Raw genomic sequence first — 20,710 nt, 5'->3', positions numbered from 1 at the left:
GGGGGAGTGCCATGGGGAACGTCTGGTGGGAGGGTCCGCTCGCCGGGATCCGGCTCGAGACCACGGGGACCGACGTCGAGACCGCCCGGATCGTCACGGCCGAGGTCGCCGTGCACCACGCGAACCACCAGGTCCGGATCGACCAGGTCCTCGTCGACCCGGGTGTCGACATCCCCGACGACGCGGCCCGCGAGCTCGGCATCACCACCGCCGTGGCCCGGTCGTCCGGCATGCCCGCCCGGGACGGTGTGGCCATGGTCCTGCGGCTGCTGGCCGAGCACGCCGACCTGCCGCTGGTCGTGTCGCAGGGGGTCCTCGACCTCACCGTGCTCGACCGTGAGCTCCGCCGGCACGGGTGCGGCGAGCTGCCGCAGCGCGCGGTGATCGACCCGATGGTGCTCGACAAGCACCTCGACCCCGGCGCGCCCGGGCGGCGCTCGTTCGGCGCGGTCGCCCGCGAACGTGGCGTGCGGCTGGACCTCGCCCGCACGGGCGACGTCGGCGCGATGCCGGCGATCCGGCTCGCCCGAGCCCTCGGCCGCACGGGCCGGCTGCCCGCGGACGCCCACGAGCTGCACCGTCGCCAGGTGCGGTGGCACTCCGAGCAGGTGCTCCTGGAGCAGTACGTGTCGTCGCGCGCGTGCTGGCGTGGCGAGGTGTCCCGGCAGTGGCCGGTGCTCGACGTGCCCCTCGCGTGGACGCGGGCGCGCACGGCCTGACGCTCCACCGCGCTGGTCGGGCCGCCGGCGGGGGCTGCACCCCGTCCGGCGGGGATCGTGACCTTAGGCAACTACACTCGCTCGGTGCCCTCCCTCGTCGTCGACACGACACCCCTGCGCGTCAGCCCTCAGTTCCGGCGGCTGTGGTGGGGCCTGTCGATCTCGAACCTCGGCACGCAGCTCACGGTCGTCGCGGTCGGCCTGCAGGTCTACCACCTGACGGGGTCCACGTTCTCGGTCGGCATCCTCGGCCTGTTCGCGCTCGTCCCGCTCGTGGTGTTCGGCCTGTACGGCGGCGCGATCGTCGACCACTACGACCGCCGCACCGTCGCGCTCGCCGCCTCCTGCGTCAGCTGGGCGGTCACGATCACGCTGGCCGTCCAGGCGTGGGCCGGGAACGAGTCGGTCGGCCTGCTGTTCGCGCTCGTCGCGGTCCAGTCCGGGGCCGGTGCGGTGAACAGCCCGGCCCGCTCCGCCATCATCCCGAGGTTGCTCGAGCCGAAGCTCATCCCGGCGGCCAACGCGCTGCAGACCATCGGGTTCAGCGTCGCGCTCACCGTCGGTCCCCTGGCGGGTGCGGCGCTCGCGGGCGTCGACTTCGGCCTCGCCTACACCGTCGACGCGCTCCTGTTCACGGCGGCGCTCGCGGCGCTCCTGCGGCTCCCGCCCGTGCCGCCGGAGGCGTCGTCGACCCGGCGCAGCCGCGTCGGTGTCGGGTCGGTCGTCGACGGCCTGCGCTACCTCGGCACGCAGCGCAACGTCCGCATGACGTTCGCGGTCGACCTCGTCGCGATGGTGACCGCGATGCCCCGCGTGGTGTTCCCGGCCGTCGGTCTGCTGTACCTGGGCGGCGGTGCGACGACGACCGGTGCGCTGACGGCGGCGATCGCGGTCGGGTCGGTGCTCGCCGGGCTGTTCTCGGGCGGGCTGACGCGCGTGCGGTGGCAGGGCCGGGTCATCGCGCTGGCCATCACGGTGTGGGGCGTCGCGGTCGTCGGGTTCGGGCTCGTGCTCGTCGGCGTCGGCTCGACGTCGCCCGACCACGTCCTGTGGGTCGCGCTCGGGCTCGCGTTCCTCACGCTCGTCGTCGCGGGCGGCGCCGACGCGATCAGTGCGGTGTTCCGCCAGACCATCCTGCAGACCGCCACGCCCGACGACATGCGCGGGCGGCTGCAAGGCGTGTTCATCGTGGTCGTCGCGGGCGGCCCGCGGCTCGGCGACCTGTGGATCGGCACGTTGTCGCAGCGCATCGGGGAGGCGTGGGCGGTCGTCGTCGGCGGTCTGCTGTGCGTCGTGCTCCTGTGGATCCTGGTGCGCGCGCAGCGCAGCTTCTGGGACTACGACTCCCACCACCCCGTGCCGTAGCCGGCTAGGGGCGCGGCACGTTGCGCAGGTTCGAGCGGGCCATCGCCATGACCTCGCCCAGGCCTCCGCCCAGCACCTCCTTGCTCATCGCGGCCGTGAACCCGGTGACCTGCTTGCGCGTGATCTTCGGCGGCAGCGACAGCGCGCGCGGGTCGGTGACGAGGTCGACGAGCGCGGGCCCGTCGTGCGCGAACGCCTCGCGCAGGGCCGGCCGGATGCCTGCGGGGTCCTCGACGCGCACCGCCGGGATGCCGACCGCCGCGGCGATCGCGGCGTAGTCGACGCTCGGGGAGTCCGTGCCGTACGACGGCAGCCCGTCGACGAGCATCTCGAGGCGGACCATGCCGAGCGTCGCGTTGTCGAACACCACGACCGTGACCGGCAGGTCGAGCGCGCGCAGCGTGATGAGCTCGCCGAGCAGCATCGACAGGCCGCCGTCGCCCGCCAGCGCGACGACGCGACGCCCGCCGCTGCCGCCTGCCCCCCGCCCGGCCATCGACGCGCCGATCGCGTGCGGCACGGCGTTCGCCATCGACCCGTGCAGGAACGACCCGATGACGCGCCGCCGCCCGTTCGGGGTCAGGTACCGGGCGGCCCACACGTTGCACATGCCCGTGTCGACCGTGAACACGGCGTCGTCGGCCGCCTCCTCGTCGAGCACCACGGCGGCGTACTCGGGGTGGATGGGCCGGGTCGTCTCGACGTCCTTCGTGTACGCCCCGACGACGCCGCTCATCGCCTTGTGGTGGCGGGCGAGCATCTTGTCGAGGAAGCGCCGGCTGCCCTTGCGCCTCACGAGCGGCAGCAGCATCCGCAGCGTCTCGCCGACGTCCCCGAGCACGACGAGGTCGTTGCGCGTGCGCCGCCCGAGCCGCTCCGCGGCGACGTCCACCTGGGCCGTCCGGACGTCGGCGGGCAGGAACTGGTCGTAGGGGAAGTCGGTGCCGAGCAGCAGCAACAGGTCGGCGCCCTCCATCGCGGCGGTGCACGCGCCGTACCCGAGCAGCCCGCTCATGCCGACGTCGAACGGGTTGTCGTACTGGATGTGCTCCTTGCCGCGCAGGGAGTGCCCGACGGGCGCGTGCAGCGCGTGCGCGAGCGCCAGCACCTCGGTCCGTGCGTGCCTGACTCCCGCCCCGGCGAAGATCGTCACGGCCCCCGCCTCGTCGATCGCCCGGGCGAGAGCCCGCACGGCGCCCTCGTCGGGGACGACCCGCGGCGGCGGGGGCGGCGTGAGCACGTCGACGGCCGCCGGTGCCGCGTCGAGGTCGGCGACGTCGCCCGGCAGCGTCAGGACCGCGACGCCCGGACCGGCGTACGCGTGGTGGATGGCGGACCGGACGACGCGCGACGCCTGCGCCGCCGACGACACGAGCTCGGAGTACACCGAGCACTCCATGAACAGCCGGTCGGGGTGCGTCTCCTGGAAGAACTGCGTGCCGACCTGCGCCGACGGGATGTGCGACGCGATGGCCAGGACGGGCACGCGCGACCGGTTGGCGTCGTAGAGCCCGTTGATCAGGTGCAGGTTCCCCGGCCCGCACGAGCCCGCGCACACGGCCAGCCGCCCGGTGACCTCCGCCTCGGCGGCCGCCGCGAACGCCGCGGACTCCTCGTGCCGCACGTGCACCCACGCGATGTCCGCGCCGCCGTCGCGGGCCCGCCGGATCGCGTCGACCACGGGGTTGAGGCTGTCGCCGACGATGCCGTACACGTGCCGCGCGCCGGCCGCGACGAGCTGCGCGACGAGCTGGTCGGCGACGGTCTCCCGACGGGCCACGGTCGACCTCCAGACGACGGCGGAGCGGTCCGACCATCGTCGGCCCGCCCTCGGTCACCTGCATCCGCTCAGCTCCGCGCCGACGCGCGACGCCCGCTCAGGCGTAGACCGCGGCGAGCCACTCCGTCCACCGCGAGGTCGTCGCGTCGGCGTCGGCCCCCTCGGCGAAGTCGTGCACCGACACCCCGACGGGCGACCCGTACGCGTTGCGCCCGAACAGCCGGACCAGCGAGTGGTCGGTGCGCAGCCCGACGAAGTTCGGCCGCGCGTAGTCGACCTCGACCCGCTCCACGCGCGTGACGAGCGTCGTCACGGTCGCGTCGCCGACGCCGAGCCCGCTCACCCCGAGCCTGCGCAGCAGCCACTCGAGGGCGCCCGGGTTGTTCGACACGGCCGGCGCGTCGACCGACGAGTACGCGACCGGCCGCCCGCGGAAGTGCGCCAGGTACTCGCCGAGCGTGTGCAGGTAGAGGTCGGTGTGCTCCTCGGCGGACTCGCGCTGCCGCTCGGCGTCCTCCGCGAGCACGCCCGTGTGCTCCCAGCGCAGGCGCGACCGGTCGCCGTCGAGCGGCGTGATCGTCTCCGAGACCTCGTTGAACCAGCTGTCCGGTCCCTCGTGCCGCCCGGTGACCTGGTGCGGCGGGTCCCACGCGAGGACCGTCCCGCCGCCCGTCACCGCGCCGCCGACGCGCGGCTCGAACGCGAGCGGCCAGAACCACGCAGCGGTCGCGGTCGTGACGGCGTCCCAGACGTCGTGCGGTGGCGCGTCGAGGTCGACCTCGCGCACGATCTCGAGCTCGCGTGCCATGTCCGTGCTCCTTGCCGTCAGGGTGCGCTCCGCCCGAGGCGCTCGACGAACGCGTGCAGGTTGGCCCACAGCGTCTGCCGGTACTCCACCAGCCAGTCGCCCTCGAACTGCCGCGGGTTGATCTCGGTGATGATGATGAGCGTGACCATCAGGCGGTACAGCGTCTGACGGACCACCGCGTTGTCGCTCGTGACGTCGAGCGGGACCCCCGCCGCCTCCACGTAGCCGGCGAGCACGCGCGGGTTCAGCTCGGGGCCCTGCACCATGCAGTCCGCGCCCACGAAGTCGTACAGCGGGTCGGCCCAGATCGACCGCTCGGTGTCGATGACCCCGACGATCTCGCCGGTCTCCGGCTCGACGAACAGGTTGCCCGGCCACAGGTCCGTGTGCACCAGCACGGGCCGGTCCACGACGTCGAGGGCCGGCAGGTTCCGGGCGACGGCAGCGCGGATCTCGTCGGCGGGGAAGTCCGTCCCGGTCCGCGCAGCGTCGGCGAGCACCGCCTCGACCATCCGTCCGAACGCCTCGCGCCACGTGCCGCCGACCAGGCCGTTCGCCTCGTTCGGGTACCCGAACCGCTCGCCGGTCAGCGTGTGCATGCGGGCCATGAACCTGCCCAGCTCGTGCTCCGCCCGGGCGGCCCGCGGGTCCTCGTCGGGCGGGCCGAAGCCGGCGTCGACCAGCGGCACGCCGTCGAGGTGGCTGACGACCACGACGTCGGACGGCAGCACGGTCCGCGAGAAGTCGGTGAGCAGCACGGTCGGCATGAGCAGGTCGCGGCCCTCGGCGAGCCGGTAGACGAGCGCCTCGGTGCGGATGAGGTCGTGCTCGTACGTGAGCAGCCGGTGCGTCTCGGTCGGCGCCGTCTTGGCGATGACCCGCGTGCCGTCGTCGAGCGCGACGCGGTACGTCGTGGCGAACATGCCGCCCTTGAGCTGCTCGTACGACACCATCCGCCCGAGCGGGGCCACGAGGGTGCGCAGGGCCTCGTCGGTCGTCAGGGGCTGCTCTGCCACGGTCACGGCGTCGAGGGTACCGGCCGCCGCGCGCGGCCCCGTGGGCCGTGGGTCACCCGCCGCCGCACGCGGCGCTGCGTCACCGCCCGACGGCGGCCGTCACTCCTCGACGGCGTCCGCGACCTCGCACGCGGCGACGGCCGCACCTCCGGTCGCCGACGGGGAGCAGTCCTCGACGGCGCCCCGCACCCGGGCGGCGGCGTCGCCGCGCAGCGTCCGGTACGCCGCCAGGGTCGCGACCAGGGCGAACGCGGCCGACACGATGACGACGAGGTACCCGCCGTGCGACCCCTCACGGTCGATGAGCACGCCCGCGACGGACGACCCGACCGACACCCCGACGCCGAGCGACGTGCCCACCCAGGTGAGCCCCTCGGTCAGCCGGTTCGCCGGGACGAGCTGCTGCACGAGCCCGTTGCCGTTGATGAGGGTCGGTGCGATCGCGAACCCGGTGACGAACATGACCGCGGCGAGCACGGCGAGGTTGGTGACGAGGAAGAAGAAGCAGACGCCGACGGCCAGCGCGACGACCCCGAGCGCGAACCGCAGGTGCAGCGGCCGCCGCCAGTGCCGCGTGCCGTACAGCAGGCCCGAGATGAGCGACCCCGTCGCGAACACCGCGAGGATCACGCCGGCCAGCCCCTTGTTGCCCTGCTCCTCGGCGAACGCGACCGTCGACACGTCGGTCGCCCCGAAGATCGACCCCATCGCGACGAACACGACGGCGAGCACGATCATCCCCGCGTTCGCCAGCACGGAACCGCGCGGACGTGGTGCGCCGGCCGGTGCCGCGGGCGGCTCGGTGGTCCGCTGGGCGAGGAACCAGTACCCGCCGACGACCATCCCGACGAGCGCGACGACGAGCCCGGCCGACGGTTGCACGCCGGTCGCGAGCAGCGTCGCGAGCACCGGCCCGACGACGAACACGAGCTCGTCGACCGCCGACTCGAGCGAATAGGCCGTGTGGATCGTGCGGGGGTCTCCGCCGAGCGTCCGGTTCCACCGGGCCCGCACGAGCGACCCGAACGACCCGATCGCCGCCCCGGTGACCGCAGCCGACACGTAGAGCACGACCGTCGGGGCCTCGAGCAGCGAGGCGACGATCAGCGTGACGAGCCCGACCGTCGCGATCCCCACCGCTGGCCGCATGACGCGTGCCTGCCCGTGCCGGTCGACGAGCCGCGCGAGCTGCGGCGAGCACACCGCCTGCGCGATGACGTACACCGCGGACACCCGCCCGGCGAGCCCGTACGACCCGTACACGGCCGACACCATGAGCACGATCCCGATGCCCACCATCGACATCGGCAGCCGCGCGAGCGCCCCGGCCGCCGAGAAGGCGAGCGCCCCCGGACGCGACAGCACGTCACGGTAGGGCTGGAGCATGCCGCCAGTCTCACACGCGGCCCCGACACGTTCGCGTCGGGGCTGGCCCGGCGGGGCGGCGTCGCGCAGGATCGGGGGATGACGACTGTGCTGGTGGACGACGTGCCCGAGCTCGACCGCTTCGAGGCCCGCGACCCGCAGGGGGAGCTCCTGGGCTTCGCGGCCTACACGCTCGACGGATCCACCGTGGTGTTCATCCACACCGAGGTCGACCCCGAGCACGAGGGCCAGGGCGTCGCGTCCCAGCTCGTGCAGGGTGCGCTCGACCTCGTGCGGGCCCGCGGTGCCGACGTCGTCGCGCTCTGCCCCTACACGAAGGCGTGGATCCGGAAGCACCCGGACTACCAGGACCTGGTCCGCGCGACCCGCACGGCCTGACCCGCCGGACCACCCGCCGGGCCGCCCGGCGGTCAGGACGAGTGCCGCGGCGTCGGCGGTGCGACGAGCACCTTCGCGTCGCTGACGGCCTTGCCGAGCTTGCTGCTCGAGTCGGGGTTCACGACCTCCAGGAGCAGGAGGACCGCCGCGACCGCCAACGTGCCCGCGATCTCCTTCTGCTGCAGCGAGAACGCGACGAGGGCGCCGCCCGCCGCCACCGCGAGCACGAGCAGCCGCCGGGTCCACGTGAGCGCGCGGTCGCGGACGGGCACCGCCGGTGTCGCGTCGACGTCGACCTCGAGCAGCTCGGACCAGGCGCGGGCCGCGCCCGTGCAGGCCATGTCCCAGACCATCGCCGTCAGCCCGTCGACGGCACCCGCGGCGCCGAGCAGCACGTCGAGCTTCGAGCGGTGGAGCGCTGCGGCCTTCCGCCGGAACGCCGGGCCGACCTCCACGGCGCTCTGCGGGTCGAGCCGGCACAGGTGCGCGCCGACCGCGTGCTCCAGCACCTGGGCCATCCAGTCGGCCTCCCGCACGAGGTCGTCGCGGCGACGCCACGGCTGCGCACCCTCGTCGGACTGGTTCGCGAGCAACCACAGCGCGGACTGCACGAACTCCGGTTCCGGGATGCCGCGCAGGCGCGTCCAGATCTCCCACTTGATCGCGAGCTGGTTGAGGATCTCGACGGCGGCCACGGTCAGGCCGAGCACGGCGCCGACCGTGAGACCGGCCGAGGCCGCCCTGAGCAGCTCTGTCGGCAGGACGCCGAGATGCTCGTGCATGAGGTGCACCACGCCCTGCGGCACGTAGAGCGCGACGCAGTCCAGCACGACGACGAGCATCAGGCCGGGGAACAACGGCACGACCTTGAGGACGAGCCTGCCCAGCGCGAGCACGGACCAGGTGAGGACGCTCGCGACGAGCAGGGCGAGCGTGCGCCAGAGCATGCCGATGCCCGGCGGGAACGCGACCAGGACGACCAGGCACCCGCACCACATGAAGGCCGCGGCCGCCAGGACCTTCTCCGGCACGACGTCCTCGAACACCGCGAGCGCCACGAAGAGGAGCGCCACGCCCAGGAGGGCCCACGACGTCCAGGGTGCAAGGCCGTCCACCTGGGCGACGGCGACCGTGGCGGCGACGTACACGGCGGCGTCCGTGATCCACCGGACGGTGCTCGACGCGAAGTACGGGATCGTCCACATCACCGACGAGCGGCGGGTGGCGAGGACGACGTCCGCCCAGATCCGCCGCACCTCGTCGTCCGGGAGGTCGTGCGCCACCGCCTGTGCGCGCAGCTCGCCGCCGAGCCGGTCGCAGACGTCGTCGTACCTCCCGTTCAGCTGCCGGCGGACGAAGCCCGGCCACCCCTGCGTGAACCTGTGGGCCGCCCAGACGTCCCGGTCCAGGAGCGGGCCGGCCCGGTCCGCTGCCCCCGCGTCGGGGTCGAGCAGGTCCGCGTCCATCCCGATGCCCGTGCTCATGAGTCGTCCCTCCCACCGAGGCAGAGACGAGGTGAGGGGTCGTGATACGGCGACGAGCCCGGGGTCGGGCGGGGCACACCGGCGTGCCGGCCCGGGCACGGCGAAGGCCCCGGGGCCTGAACGCCGGCCGGGGCCCTCGTCGAACTCGTGGAGCGTGCGGGTCAGGACCCGAGGGCCTGCGCCACCACCTGCTTCGCCTCGGACTGTACCTGCGCGAGGTGCTCGGGGGACACGAACGACTCCGCGTAGATCTTGTAGACGTCCTCGGTGCCCGACGGCCGAGCGGCGAACCAGGCGTTCTCGGTCGTAACCTTGAGGCCGCCGATCGGCGCGTCGTTGCCGGGGGCGTTGGTCAGGCGGGCGGTGATCGGCTCGCCGGCCAGCTCCGTGGCCGTCACCTGGTCGGGGTGCAGCGCCGCGAGCGTCGCCTTCTCCGCACGCGAGGCCGGGGCGTCGACGCGGGCGTACCAGGACTCGCCGAACTCGGCGACGAGGTCCCGGTGGTGCTGCGACGGGCTCTTGCCGGTCGTGGCGAGGATTTCGGACGCGAGCAGCGCGGGGAGCATGCCGTCCTTGTCGGTGGTCCACACGGTGCCGTCCTTGCGCAGGAACGACGCGCCCGCGGACTCCTCGCCGCCGAACCCGACCGACCCGTCGACGAGCCCGGGCACGAACCACTTGAACCCGACGGGCACCTCGAGCAGCCGGCGCCCGAGCTTGGCCGCGACCCGGTCGATGAGGCTCGACGACACGAGCGTCTTGCCGATCGCCGTCCCGTCCGGCCAGCCGCCGCGGGCCCCGCCGTACAGGTAGGAGATCATCACCGCGATGTAGTGGTTCGGGTTCATGAGCCCGCCGTCCGGCGTGACGATGCCGTGCCGGTCGGAGTCGGCGTCGTTGCCGGTCGCGATGTCGAACGGCGCGTCGGCGCCCATGCGCGCCACGAGCGACGCCATCGCGTAGGGCGACGAGCAGTCCATCCGGATCTTGCCGTCCCAGTCGAGCGTCATGAACCCCCACTGCGGGTCCACCGTCGGGTTCACGACCGTGAGGTCCAGCCCGTACCGCTCGCCGATCGCGCCCCAGTACTCGACCGACGCGCCGCCGAGCGGGTCCGCGCCGATCCGCACGCCGGACGCCCGGATCGCCTCGACGTCGATGACGTTCGCGAGGTCGTCGACGTAGGCCGTGAGGAAGTCGTGCTTGCGGGTCGTGTCGGCCGCGAGCGCCTGCTCGACGCTCACGCGCGGCACGTCCCGCCACCCCGACGCGAGGATCTCGTTGGCCCGGTCCGCGATCCAGTTCGTGGCCTGCGAGCCCGCGGGACCGCCGTCCGGCGGGTTGTACTTGAAGCCGCCGTCGCGCGGCGGGTTGTGCGACGGGGTCACGACGATGCCGTCGGCCAGCCCCGGGCCCTGCGTCCGGACGCCCTCGGACGTGCCTGCGCCGTTGTGCCGCAGGATCGCGTGCGAGACGCCCGGGGTCGGCGTCCACGAGTCGCGCGCGTCGACGTGCACCTCGACCCCCGCCGCGGCCAGCACCTCGAGGGCGCTCTTCCACGCCGGCTCGGACAGGCCGTGCGTGTCGCGGCCGATGAACAGCGGGCCGTCGGTGCCCTGGCTGCGGCGGTACTCGACGATGGCCGACGTGATGGCGACGATGTGCGCCTCGTTGAACGCCGAGTCGAGCGCCGAGCCACGGTGGCCGCTCGTGCCGAACACGACCTTCTGGTTCGGGTCGTCGAGGTCGGGCTCGCGGTCGTAGTACGCACTCGTGAGGGCGTCGATGTCGACGAGGTCGGACGGCTGGGCGGGTGTTCCGGCGCGCGGGTCCATGTCGCGATCCTCCCCCACCGTCCGGACCTGCGCAGCCCCGGTCTACGTCACACCGTCGACGGCCCGGCGCTGGCTCACCCGGCGCCCGGTAGCCTTGCCCGCATGGCCAAGAACACGCCCGACTTCGTGCTGCGCCCGTTCGAGGGGCTGCCCGGTGAGCCCGACTGGGTCGCGCTCAAGGAGCTCGTCCCGGCGGCGACCGCGACCGCCCGCACCACGAAGGAGTACGGCGCGCGCGACGTGCTCGTGACGACCGTCCTGCCGACCGCGTGGCCCGCGCTGCACCGCGCCGACGGCGTCGTCCTGCTCGCGCTGCAGACCGTCGGCAGCTCCGGCGACACCAGCCGCGACCTGGCCGCCGCGCTGCTCGAGGCGCTCGACGTCGAGCCCGGCACGGCCGTCGAGACGGCAGGCCTGCCCGGTCCGGGCCCGCGCCTGCAGGACGTGCTCGACCTGAGCGTCCCGTTCGAGGTCACCGTGCTCGACTCGTTCGCGTACTGGCTCGCGCCGGACACCGAGCGCACGTCGGACCTGCAGGCCGCCATCGAGGAGGCCGACTCGGGCATCGTCGACACGGTCAAGCTCGCCGCCGCGGACTCCGCGTACTGGTGCCGCATGGGCGCACGCGAGTTCCTGCGGTGGGCGCAGCCGCACGACGAGCAGGTCGTGCTCGACGCCCTCGCGCGCCTGCACGCCCGCCGCGAGTCCGGCTTCGAAGGCGCCAAGTTCGTCGGCTACTTCCGCTCCAGCGGCCTCGTCGTCCCCGTGTGGGAGCTCGCGAAGGGCTCGGAGGCCGAGGACATCGAGGCGCCCGTCGCCGCGTTCCGGCCCAAGTTCGAGGCCGCGCTCGCCGACACGAGCCCGCTCGACGCGAACGAGCGCCGCGCACGTGCCGGCCTCGTCGCCCGGCAGGTCACGCTGCGCTGACCCGTCGGAGCGGCCGCGCACGTCGCGACACCGCCGACGACGCGCCGGACCTGCTGCCCGCACCGCCCGCCCTCGGGACCCCCGTCCGCCCCCGGACGAGTGAAGCCCGTGGGCGGGCGGTGCTGCGTCCGGCATCCTCCGCGCAGATCGATAGGCTGACGCCCGTGACGCGCAAGAGCGGGAAGTCCGCCGACGGCGAGACGGCCGCCGACGCCACCCACCAGCCCGACGAGGTGCGTGCGGCTGCCCAGCGGGCCCGGCAGCGGGTCGCCGTGATCATCCCGGCGAAGGACGAGTCCCGGCGGATCGCCGCGACCGTGCGCTCGGCCCGGGCCATCCCGTTCGTCGACCTCGTGCTGGTGGTCGACGACGGGTCCGAGGACAACACGCAGCACGTCGCCCGGGAGGCCGGCGCGGTCGTCGTCCGGCACTCGCACAACCGCGGCAAGGCCGCCGCGATGGAGACCGGCGCGGCCGTCGTCGCGATGCGGGACGCCCCCGACCGGGCACCGCGGATCCTGCTGTTCATCGACGGCGACCTCGGCGAGACGGCCGTGAACACGGCCCCGCTGGTGCCGCCGGTGGTCGAGGGGCACGCGGACCTGTCGATCGCGCTGCTGCCGCCGCAGCCCGGCGCCGGCGGGCGGGGCATCGTGGTCGGCGCCGCTCGTCGGGCCATCGCGTCGATGACGGGCTGGACGCCCACGCAGCCGCTGTCGGGCATGCGCTGCCTCACGCGCGAGGCGTTCGAGGCGGCCACGCCGCTCGCGCGCGGCTGGGGGGTCGAGACCGGCATGACGATCGACCTGCTCCGGCAGGGCTTCCGGGTGGTCGAGGTGCCGTGCGAGCTGCGCCACCGCCCGTCGGGCACGGACCTCAAGGGCCAGATGCACCGGGCCGCCCAGTACCGCGACGTGCAGCTCGCGGTGAACGCCCGCCGGGTCCGGTCCGCGGCGTCGAGCGTCAAGCACGCGGTCACCCCGACGAAGACCCCACCGACCCACCGCTGACGCCGGCACTCCCGCCCGCGACCGCGCATGCCCGCCGCGAGTCCGGTGGTTGTCGTCGAGTCCGGTGGTTGCAGGGCACGAACTCGACGAGAAGCCACGAACTCGACGGCAAGTCCAGGGGATCGGCGGGCCGGGTTCCGTCCGTCGGCGCCGTCAGGTGGGGGTCGGGGTGGTCTCCTGCGAGGTGAGGTCGCCCGTGGGGCCGTCGGACGACGAGCCCGCCGCCGGGCCGCTCGCCGCCGGGCGGGTCTCCGGGCCGGGCGACGCCCCGGTCGCCGCCGTGCCGCCTGACGACCCGCCGATCGTGTACGCCACGTCGTCGTCCTCGCCGGTCCACCCGTCGGGCGACCCGAGCCGCCACTGCGCGGCGGCCGCCACGAGGCACGGCACCGCGAGCGCGATCCCGGTGGCCGGCACGACGATGCCGGAGTCGTTGATGAGGAACCCGACGGTGAGCCCGGCGCCGATGGCCGCGACGGCGGGGCGCAGCAGCGGGACCGCGTGCCCGAGCCCGGCGAGCGGGCTCCCGCCGCCCATGAGGCCGCCGCGCCGCGGTCGGGCACCAGCGACGACGATCCAGGTGAGGGCCACGCCCGCGATCGCGAGCACGAGGTACCGCCAGGACGTGAGGACGCGCAGGTTGGCGGACAGCTTGCGCCCGAGCACGTCCCACAGGCCGCCGTCGAGCACGGTCGCGAAGAACCGGCCGAGGTGCGTGCGGTCGTCCGGCGGCCGCAGCCAGTCGAGCACGGCGAACCCGCCGACCACGAGCACACCGATCCCGCAGACGAGCGCGACCGTCCGCCAGCTCACGCGACGGCCGCTGACCACGATCGTGAGCAGCGCGAACGCGACGATGAGCGCGGGCGGCCCGCCGAAGTCGCTGCCGAGCCCGGGGGTGCCGTCGACGACGACGAGCAGCAGGCCGAGCGCGGCGACGGCCGCGGTGGCGAGCCCACGGCGGCCGCGGCGCAGCAGCGGGTCGGCGATCGCGACGGCGAGCAGCAGGCCACCGGCGGTGAGCAGTGCGAACGCCTGGTTGCTCATGCCGTAGAACCGGGCGGCGAGCAGCCGGTGGGCGCCCATCGGGGTGTCGATGACCAGGTTGGAGCCCGTGCACGCGTCGACGACGAGGACGGCGACGGTCACCCCGGCGACGAACCCGGCGGCCCCGAGCAGGTTGCGCCGCCACGGCCCGACGAGCGCGAGCGCCGTGATGAGCGCGACCCAGCCGAGCACCACCGCGTAGAACGCCTGCCGCGGGTCGCTTGCCCGCCACCACGGCACCAGGGCGGTGAGGAACGCGGAGATCGGGGCGGCCGCGAGCGCGAGCGACGCCACGCGCAGCACCCGCAGCGTGGGCCGCAGGGGTCGCCGGTCGGACCGGCCCTTGCGCGTGAGGATGATCGCGGCGGCGACGAACAGGGCCGCCTGGATCAGCACGAGCCGCGCGGAGAACCCGCCGCTGACGCGCGTGATCCAGGAGGCGTGCTGCTGGACGTCGAGGAGCGCGGAGACCCGGGCCGACGCGGTCGCGGGGCCGGCGACGGGCAGGATCGCGGAGCCGGTGAGGGAGGGTGCGGCGCCCGTGAGGCCGACGGAGTCGAGCAGCGTCGGCGTGACGTCGGGCGTGACGATCAGGCCCTTCTGCCGGGTCGACCCGGAGGTGAGGAAGGACTCGGAGTAGGTGTCGCCGTTGGGTGCGACACCGGTCGCGGCGGCGAGCTGCAGCACGGGCCGTGACGAGTCGGCGAGCGAGACGACGAGCACGGTCGCGCCGGACGCGCGGGCACCGTCGACGACCGCCCCGATGCGCTCGTCGAGCGTCTGCGCCTGCGACGACCGGGTGGGCTCGACGATCGCGTCGGGTGACGGCAGGTCGGGGGCGGTGGGGTCGGACAGGCCGGGCACGACGTCCTGGTCGGACTCCTCGGGCGGCTGCTCGGACGTCGTGCGCGGGCGGGTGGCGTACCCCGGGTCGCGGATCACGCCCGCGTCGACGACGACGAGCTGCGACTCGGTGAGCGCGGTGCGCACGGCACGCATGAGCCCGGAAGCCGACTCGGGGCGCGACAGATGGGTGCCGACCGGGATGCCGCCCGAGTCGGCGAGCGCGATCGCGGCGCCCGGGCCGATCCCGGTGGCGGGCACGTGCCCCGAGGCGAGCAGGTCGCCGAGCAGCCCGAGGTGCGCGCCGTACGACTCGGCGTCGGCCGCCTGCAGGTAGTCGTCCCACCCGGGCACGAGGCCGGACTCGCCGGGGTCGCGCAGCGTGCGGCACGTGCGGTCGTCGGCGGGCAGGTCGGCGGCGCGGGTGCCCGAGGACACCGCGAGCCACCCGTCGGCGGGGCAGGCCCGTGACGCGACGGACCGCGCCGCGACGTCGCCGACGGACCCCTCGCGGGACATGTTCCACAGCGCGGGCGTGGTGAGCGTGGCCACGTCGTCCCAGCGCAGCCCGGTGACGCCCACGAGCACGATCGGCGGGAGGGCGGCGCCGTCGTCGGAGGGCGTGGGCGTCGGCGTCGGGGCGGCGGCGGACGCGGGCGACCCGACCGTCAGCGCGACGAGCAGCCCGGCGGCGACGGCGACGAGGCCGCGCAGCACGCGGGTGCGGGTCCGGCGGGACGCGCGCGGACGGGCAGGGGTGGGCACCGAACCAGCCTACGTGCGCACTACCCTCGACCCCGGCGGGCCTGCCGCCCGAGCGGGGGACGTCCACGTGACCTGCACGGGTGGTGCACCCGCCGCCGCGGGCGAGGTGCGCCGGCGGTGGGGACGGGAGGGCTGATGTCGGCACGGCCGCGCTACGCGTACCTCGGGCCGGAGGGCACGTTCACGGAGGCGGCGCTGCGCCAGGTCGCGTCGCCCGACGAGGCGGAGTACCTGCCGCAGTCGGACGTCGCGTCCGCCATCGCCGCGGTGCGCTCGGGGGACGCGGACTTCGCGGTCGTCGCGATCGAGAGCACCGTCGAGGGCGGCGTCACGGCGACGCTCGACAGCCTCGCGACGGGCGCGCCGCTCGTGCTGCTGCGCGAGGTGCTCGTCCCCGTCCAGTTCACGCTCGCGGCGGCCCCCGGCGTACGCCTGCAGGACGTGCGTCGCATCTCGGCCCACCCGCACGCGTGGGTGCAGTGCCGCCGGTGGCTGGCGCACCATCTGCCACGCGTCGTGCACGTGCCCGCGACGTCGAACACCGCACCCGCCGCGCTCATCGCCCAGGCGCTGCGGGACGGCGCACCGGCCGACCTGGGCTTCGACGCGGCGCTCGTCCCGCCGCCCGCGGTGCAGACGTACGGGCTCGACGTGCTCGCGCAGGACGTCGCCGACAACGTCGCCGCCCTCACCCGGTTCGTGGTCGTCGGGCACCCGGGGGACGTGCCGCCCGCGACGGGCGCCGACAAGACGACCCTCGTGGTGCACCTGCCCGACAACGAGGCCGGTGCGCTGCTCGCGATGCTCGAGCAGTTCGCGGCGCGCGGCGTCAACCTGTCGCGCATCGAGTCGCGGCCCATCGGCGACGCGCTCGGCCGCTACTCGTTCTCGATCGACGCCGAGGGGCACATCACGGACGAGCGCGTCGGCGAGGCGATCATGGGCCTGCACCGGCGCTGCCCGTACGTGCGGTTCCTCGGTTCCTACCCGCGGGCCGACGCGGTCGAGCCGACCGTGCACGTCGGCACGGCCGACTCGGACTTCGTCGGCGCGCGCGAGTGGCTGCGGGCCGTGCGGGAGGGCCGGGCGACCTGACGGCGGCCGCGCGTCACGCGCCCCGGCGTGTCAGTGCGGGGGAGGGGCCGTCCGGCCGAGGTGCTGCGCGGCCTCGACGAGCAGGTTCTCGCTGAACCCCAGGAAGAACGACTGCACGAGCTGGTTCACGCGATCGGGTGAGCCCGTGTCGATCGCCTCGAGCAGCTCCGTGCCCTTCTCCTGGACCCACTCGCGGGGGATCACGTCCGACGTGAGCTTGCGGATCCGGGTCATGTGCGGCTGGAGCCGCCGGATCGCCTCGTCGAGCACGTCGTTGCCGCTGCGTTCGCGGAAGAGCTGGATGATCTGCTGGACCGCGGGGACCTCGACAGGGCCGGCGTTGAGGGGGTCGACCGGCGAGCCACCCGCCACCAGGTCGCGCATGTGCGCGAGGTCGTCCTCCGTGAGGTTCGGCAGCGCCAGACGCGCGGCCATGCCGTGCAGCGCCGCGAGCGTCTCGAAGATCATGCGGGCGCGCTCGAGGTCGATCTCGGCGACCCGGGTCCCGCGGTTCGGCCGGGCGACCGCGAGCCCCTGCTCGCGCAGCCGCGTGATCGCGTCGCGCACAGGGGTGCGGGAGACGTCCAGCCACGCCGCGATCTCCTCCTCGCGCAGCAGCTCCCCGGGGGCGAGGTCGCCCGCGATGACGAGCGTCAGCAGGTTGTCGTAGACGAGGTCGGGCAGCAGCGTCCGGGTGGACTCGGTGGCGCGGGACCGGGCGGGGACGGGCACGACAAAACTCCTGCATCGCGAGGGGGGCGGCCGGCGGCGCGTCTGACGCCGGTACGAGCAGACTCACACGGTAGCGGTGTCACGACGCCGGTGGGGCGTGTGTACGCATGTATACACGAACGGGCGACCCCGCTCACCCCGTTGCGACCCGGACCACCAGCGCGCCGTGGTCGACGCGCGCGGACAGCTCGGTGACACGCCCGACGACGTCGCCGTCCACCTGGACGTGCTCGCCGCCCTGCACGACGAGCCGGACCTCCTGCGCGCGGGTGTGGTCGATGCGGCCGATCTTCGCGGGCAGGTCGTTACGCACGCCGACCCCCTGCAGCACGACCTCGCCGAGCAGCTGCGCCCAGCCGGCGATCCCGGCGCGGGTGTCGATCGCGGCGATGTCGAGCCAGCCGTCGTCGAGCACCGCGTCGGGCAGCAGCGTGAGGCCGCCGGGGAGCCGCCCGCAGTTGCCGATGAGCAGGCTGCGCAGCCGGATGGTGGCGATGGGCTGGTCGTCGAGCCGCACGTGCACGCGGGTGCGCCGGCCGTGCAGGTGCCGCATGCCGGCGACGAAGTAGGCGATCCACCCGACGCGTCGCTTGAGCGTCGGGTCGGCGTCGGCGACCATCGCGGCGTCGAAGCCGAGGCCGGCGATGACGAGAAAGATGTGGTCGCGCGGCTGGTCGGGGTCGCGCCGCGTGCTGTCCGGCTCGGCGGCCTCGGCGACGTCGTCGTCGACCTGCGACTCCCACCGCAGCACCCGCAGCCAGCCGACGTCGATGGCGCGGTCGCGGCCCTGCAGCGCGATCTGCATCGCGGCGAGCGGGTCGTTGAGGGGGATGTCGAGGTTGCGCGCGAGCAGGTTGCCCGTGCCGAGCGGCATCAGGCCCATGGGGATCCCCGTGCCCACGAGCCCCTCGGCGACGGCCCGGACGGTCCCGTCGCCGCCGATCGCGACGACCACGTCCGCGCCGGCGTCGACGGCGGCCCGCGCCTGCCCGACCCCCGGGTCCTCGACCGTGGTCTCGAGCCACAGCGGCTCGGGCAGCCCGAGCTCCTCGCACGCTCGCAGGATCGACAGGTGCAGCGCGGCCACGTCGGGCTTCGACGGGTTCGCGACGAACGCGACGTGCTGCCCCTCGGCCCGCACCTCGCGCTGCAGCCGCAGCGCGCGCTCGTGGGCCCACGCGCGCGGGGACGTGATGCGCCGGCGCAGCTCGTTCTGCCGCACCCACAGGATCAGCACGAGCACGAGCGCCGTCGCGGCCACCGCGACCGCGACCCACGCCTGCCAGACCATGCCAGGCAATCTACGGCCCACCTGCCGACGACCGCCGTCCACCTGCCGGTACGCGCCGGTACGACGGAATGCGGCAGGGGTCGGTCGGTGCGGGTCGGTAGGCTCGGCGCGTGATCGATCTGCGGCTCCTGCGGGAGGACCCCGACCGTGTCCGGGCGAGCCAGGTGGCGCGCGGCGACTCCCCCCACCTGGTCGACGAGGTGCTCGACGCCGACGCCCGCCGCCGCTCCGCGCTCACCGAGTTCGAGATGCTGCGCGCCGAGCAGAAGGCCCACGGCAAGAAGGTCGCGGCCGCGCAGGGCGAGGAGAAGCAGCACCTGCTCGCGCACGGCAAGCGCCTCGCCGAGCAGGTCAAGGCGCTGCAGGCCGACGCGGACGCGGCCGAGCAGAAGGCCACGGAGCTGTCCCGGCGGATCGGCAACGTGGTCGAGGACGGCGTCCCCGAAGGCGGCGAGGACGACTACGTCGTGCTCGAGCACGTCGGCACGCCGCGCGACTTCGCCGCCGAGTACGGTGCGGACTTCGCGGTCCGCGACCACCTGGAGCTCGGGGAGCGCTTGCGCGCCATCGACACCGAGCGGGGCGCGAAGGTGTCGGGGGCGCGGTTCTACTACCTCACGGGCATCGGCGCGCGGCTCGAGCTCGCGCTGCTCAACGCGGCGGTCGACAAGGCGCTCGCGGTCGGGTTCACGCCGGTCATCACGCCGACGCTCGTCAAGCCCGAGGTCATGGCGGGCACCGGCTACCTCGGCGCGCACGCGGACGAGGTCTACCACCTGCCGGCCGACGACCTGTACCTCGTCGGCACGTCGGAGGTCGCCCTCGCGGGCTACCACTCCGGCGAGATCCTCGACCTGTCGTCGGGCCCGAAGCGCTACGCCGGGTGGAGCGCGTGCTACCGCCGGGAGGCCGGCTCGTACGGCAAGGACACCCGCGGGATCATCCGGGTGCACCAGTTCCACAAGGTCGAGGCGTTCAGCTACACGACGGTCGAGGACGCGGCCGACGAGCACCGGCGCATCCTCGGCTGGGAGAAGGAGATGCTCGCGCTCGTCGAGCTGCCCTTCCGCGTCATCGACACCGCCGCCGGCGACCTGGGGTCGAGCGCGGCCCGCAAGTTCGACTGCGAGGCGTGGCTGCCGAGCCAGGAACGCTGGCTCGAGCTCTCGTCGACGTCGAACTGCACCACGTTCCAGGCCCGCCGCCTGGGCGTGCGGGAGCGCACGGCCGACGGCCAGGTCCGCACGGTCGCGACGCTCAACGGGACGCTCGCGACGACCCGGTGGATCGTGGCCATCCTGGAGAACCACCAGCAGGCCGACGGGTCCGTGCGGGTGCCGGAGGGTCTGAGGCCGTACCTGGGTGGCCTGGAGGTGCTGGAGCCATGAGTCGCTGCGAGCTCGTCGCCCTGGACGTGGACGGCACGCTGATGTCGTACGACGGCATCGTGTCCGACGAGGTCCGGGAGGCGGTGCTCGCGGTGCGCGACTCGGGCCGGCACGTGGTCCTCGCGACGGGTCGCAGCGCGCACTCGGCGGTGCCCGTCGCGCGTGAGCTGGGGCTCACGGACGGCTGGCTCGTGGCGTCCAACGGCGCCGTGACGGTGCGCCTCGACCCCGACGTCGACGACGGGCACGAGATCCACAAGGTCGTGACGTTCGACGCCGGGCCGGCGATCCGCGCGATCGCGATGGAGCTCCCGGACGCGCTGTTCGCGGTCGAGGCGCTCGGCACGGGGTTCCGGGTGTCGGGCGACTTCCCGGACGGCGAGCTGTCCGGCCGGCTCGACGTCGTCCCGTTCGACGAGCTCGCGGCCACCCCGGCCACCCGTGTCGTCATCCGCGCGCCCGGTGCGAGCCCCGACCTGTTCCACGAGCTCGTCGAGCGTGTGGGTCTGCACGAGGTCGAGTACGCGGTCGGCTGGAGCGCGTGGCTCGACCTGACCCCGGGCGGGGTGTCGAAGGCGAGCGCGCTCGAGGAGATCCGGCAGGCGGTCGGCGTCGAGCCGTTCGCGACCGTGGCCGTGGGGGACGGCGGCAACGACGTCCAGATGCTCCGGTGGGCCGCGCGCGGGGTGGCGATGGGCCACGCCACGCAGCACGTCCGGGACTCCGCCGACGAGGTCACCGGCACGATCGAGGACGACGGCGCGGTCGCCGTCCTCCGGAGCTTGCTGGTCTGACCTGCGGCTTACTGACCTTTCAGGGTTTTGCGCAAGATCCGCATGAT

General features: G+C 74.3%; 17 protein-coding genes. 8 read left to right on the top strand and 9 right to left on the bottom strand.

Annotated features, from left to right (window positions below):
- Window positions 1-11: 11 nt before the first annotated feature.
- Window positions 12-719: a 3'-5' exonuclease gene (locus tag J7523_RS03105; RefSeq protein WP_291882104.1), complete on the top strand. Its 708-nt coding sequence runs from the start codon at window positions 12-14 to the stop codon at window positions 717-719.
- Window positions 720-803: 84 nt separating this feature from the next.
- Window positions 804-2,084 carry an MFS transporter gene (locus tag J7523_RS03100; protein WP_291882101.1) on the top strand — a complete coding sequence of 427 codons (1,281 nt, stop codon included), beginning with the start codon at window positions 804-806 and terminating at the stop codon, window positions 2,082-2,084.
- 4 nt (window positions 2,085-2,088) lie between these two features.
- Here J7523_RS03100 and J7523_RS03095 read toward each other — a convergent pair whose 3' ends face one another.
- The 4 genes from J7523_RS03095 to J7523_RS03080 form a co-directional block, all read right to left on the bottom strand.
- Window positions 2,089-3,864, bottom strand: a complete 1,776-nt coding sequence (locus J7523_RS03095; protein WP_291882098.1) for a pyruvate dehydrogenase — start codon at window positions 3,862-3,864, stop codon at window positions 2,089-2,091.
- 97 nt (window positions 3,865-3,961) lie between these two features.
- Entirely contained in the window at window positions 3,962-4,672 is a 711-nt protein-coding gene (locus J7523_RS03090) for an SRPBCC domain-containing protein (protein WP_291882095.1), read from the bottom strand.
- A gap of 17 nt (window positions 4,673-4,689) precedes the next feature.
- Window positions 4,690-5,694: a phosphotransferase gene (locus tag J7523_RS03085; protein ID WP_291882092.1), complete on the bottom strand. Its 1,005-nt coding sequence runs from the start codon at window positions 5,692-5,694 to the stop codon at window positions 4,690-4,692.
- Between the two features lie 93 nt (window positions 5,695-5,787).
- Window positions 5,788-7,074, bottom strand: coding sequence for an MFS transporter (locus J7523_RS03080; protein WP_291882090.1), 1,287 nt, complete (start codon window positions 7,072-7,074; stop codon window positions 5,788-5,790).
- A gap of 78 nt (window positions 7,075-7,152) precedes the next feature.
- On the opposite strand from J7523_RS03080, the gene J7523_RS03075 reads away from it, so the two are divergent.
- Window positions 7,153-7,452 (top strand): GNAT family N-acetyltransferase, encoded by a 300-nt coding sequence (locus J7523_RS03075; protein ID WP_291882086.1) that lies wholly within the window; start codon window positions 7,153-7,155, stop codon window positions 7,450-7,452.
- Between the two features lie 32 nt (window positions 7,453-7,484).
- On the opposite strand, the gene J7523_RS03070 is transcribed toward J7523_RS03075, so the two are convergent.
- Window positions 7,485-8,936, bottom strand: a complete 1,452-nt coding sequence (locus tag J7523_RS03070; RefSeq protein ID WP_291882083.1) for a hypothetical protein — start codon at window positions 8,934-8,936, stop codon at window positions 7,485-7,487.
- Window positions 8,937-9,097: 161 nt separating this feature from the next.
- The gene (gene pgm / locus J7523_RS03065; RefSeq protein ID WP_291882081.1) at window positions 9,098-10,771 is read right to left on the bottom strand and encodes a phosphoglucomutase (alpha-D-glucose-1,6-bisphosphate-dependent); all 1,674 of its coding nucleotides are present in this window, start codon (window positions 10,769-10,771) and stop codon (window positions 9,098-9,100) included.
- Window positions 10,772-10,873: 102 nt separating this feature from the next.
- Here pgm and J7523_RS03060 point away from each other — a divergent pair, with 102 nt between their 5' ends.
- Window positions 10,874-11,698, top strand: coding sequence for a DUF5926 family protein (locus tag J7523_RS03060; RefSeq protein ID WP_291882078.1), 825 nt, complete (start codon window positions 10,874-10,876; stop codon window positions 11,696-11,698).
- 233 nt (window positions 11,699-11,931) lie between these two features.
- Window positions 11,932-12,708: a glycosyltransferase family 2 protein gene (locus tag J7523_RS03055; RefSeq protein WP_291882310.1), complete on the top strand. Its 777-nt coding sequence runs from the start codon at window positions 11,932-11,934 to the stop codon at window positions 12,706-12,708.
- 153 nt (window positions 12,709-12,861) lie between these two features.
- Here the strand turns inward: J7523_RS03055 and J7523_RS03050 are convergent, their stop codons facing one another.
- Complete coding sequence (locus tag J7523_RS03050) at window positions 12,862-15,363, bottom strand: hypothetical protein (RefSeq protein WP_291882075.1); 2,502 nt, start codon at window positions 15,361-15,363, stop codon at window positions 12,862-12,864.
- A 135-nt stretch (window positions 15,364-15,498) separates the two neighbouring features.
- On the opposite strand from J7523_RS03050, the gene pheA reads away from it, so the two are divergent.
- Window positions 15,499-16,458 (top strand): prephenate dehydratase, encoded by a 960-nt coding sequence (gene pheA, locus J7523_RS03045; RefSeq protein WP_291882073.1) that lies wholly within the window; start codon window positions 15,499-15,501, stop codon window positions 16,456-16,458.
- Window positions 16,459-16,488: 30 nt separating this feature from the next.
- On the opposite strand, the gene J7523_RS03040 is transcribed toward pheA, so the two are convergent.
- Entirely contained in the window at window positions 16,489-17,190 is a 702-nt protein-coding gene (locus J7523_RS03040; RefSeq protein ID WP_291882071.1) for a GntR family transcriptional regulator, read from the bottom strand.
- A 133-nt stretch (window positions 17,191-17,323) separates the two neighbouring features.
- On the bottom strand, window positions 17,324-18,481 hold the full coding sequence (locus J7523_RS03035; protein WP_291882068.1) for a diacylglycerol kinase family protein: 1,158 nt from the start codon (window positions 18,479-18,481) through the stop codon (window positions 17,324-17,326).
- Window positions 18,482-18,591: 110 nt separating this feature from the next.
- Between J7523_RS03035 and serS the strand changes: the two genes are divergently transcribed.
- Window positions 18,592-19,869, top strand: coding sequence for a serine--tRNA ligase (gene serS / locus J7523_RS03030; RefSeq protein ID WP_291882066.1), 1,278 nt, complete (start codon window positions 18,592-18,594; stop codon window positions 19,867-19,869).
- A complete protein-coding gene (locus tag J7523_RS03025) occupies window positions 19,866-20,663 on the top strand; it encodes an HAD family hydrolase (protein ID WP_291882064.1) in 798 nt (265 codons plus the stop codon). Before serS ends, J7523_RS03025 begins: the two co-directional genes overlap by 4 nt.
- The last annotated feature ends 47 nt before the right edge of the window (window positions 20,664-20,710 follow it).

The organism is Cellulomonas sp. (genome assembly GCF_017744555.1).
In the GTDB taxonomy this organism is placed as follows: domain Bacteria; phylum Actinomycetota; class Actinomycetes; order Actinomycetales; family Cellulomonadaceae; genus Cellulomonas.
This window is presented reverse-complemented; position numbering and strand designations above follow the sequence as displayed.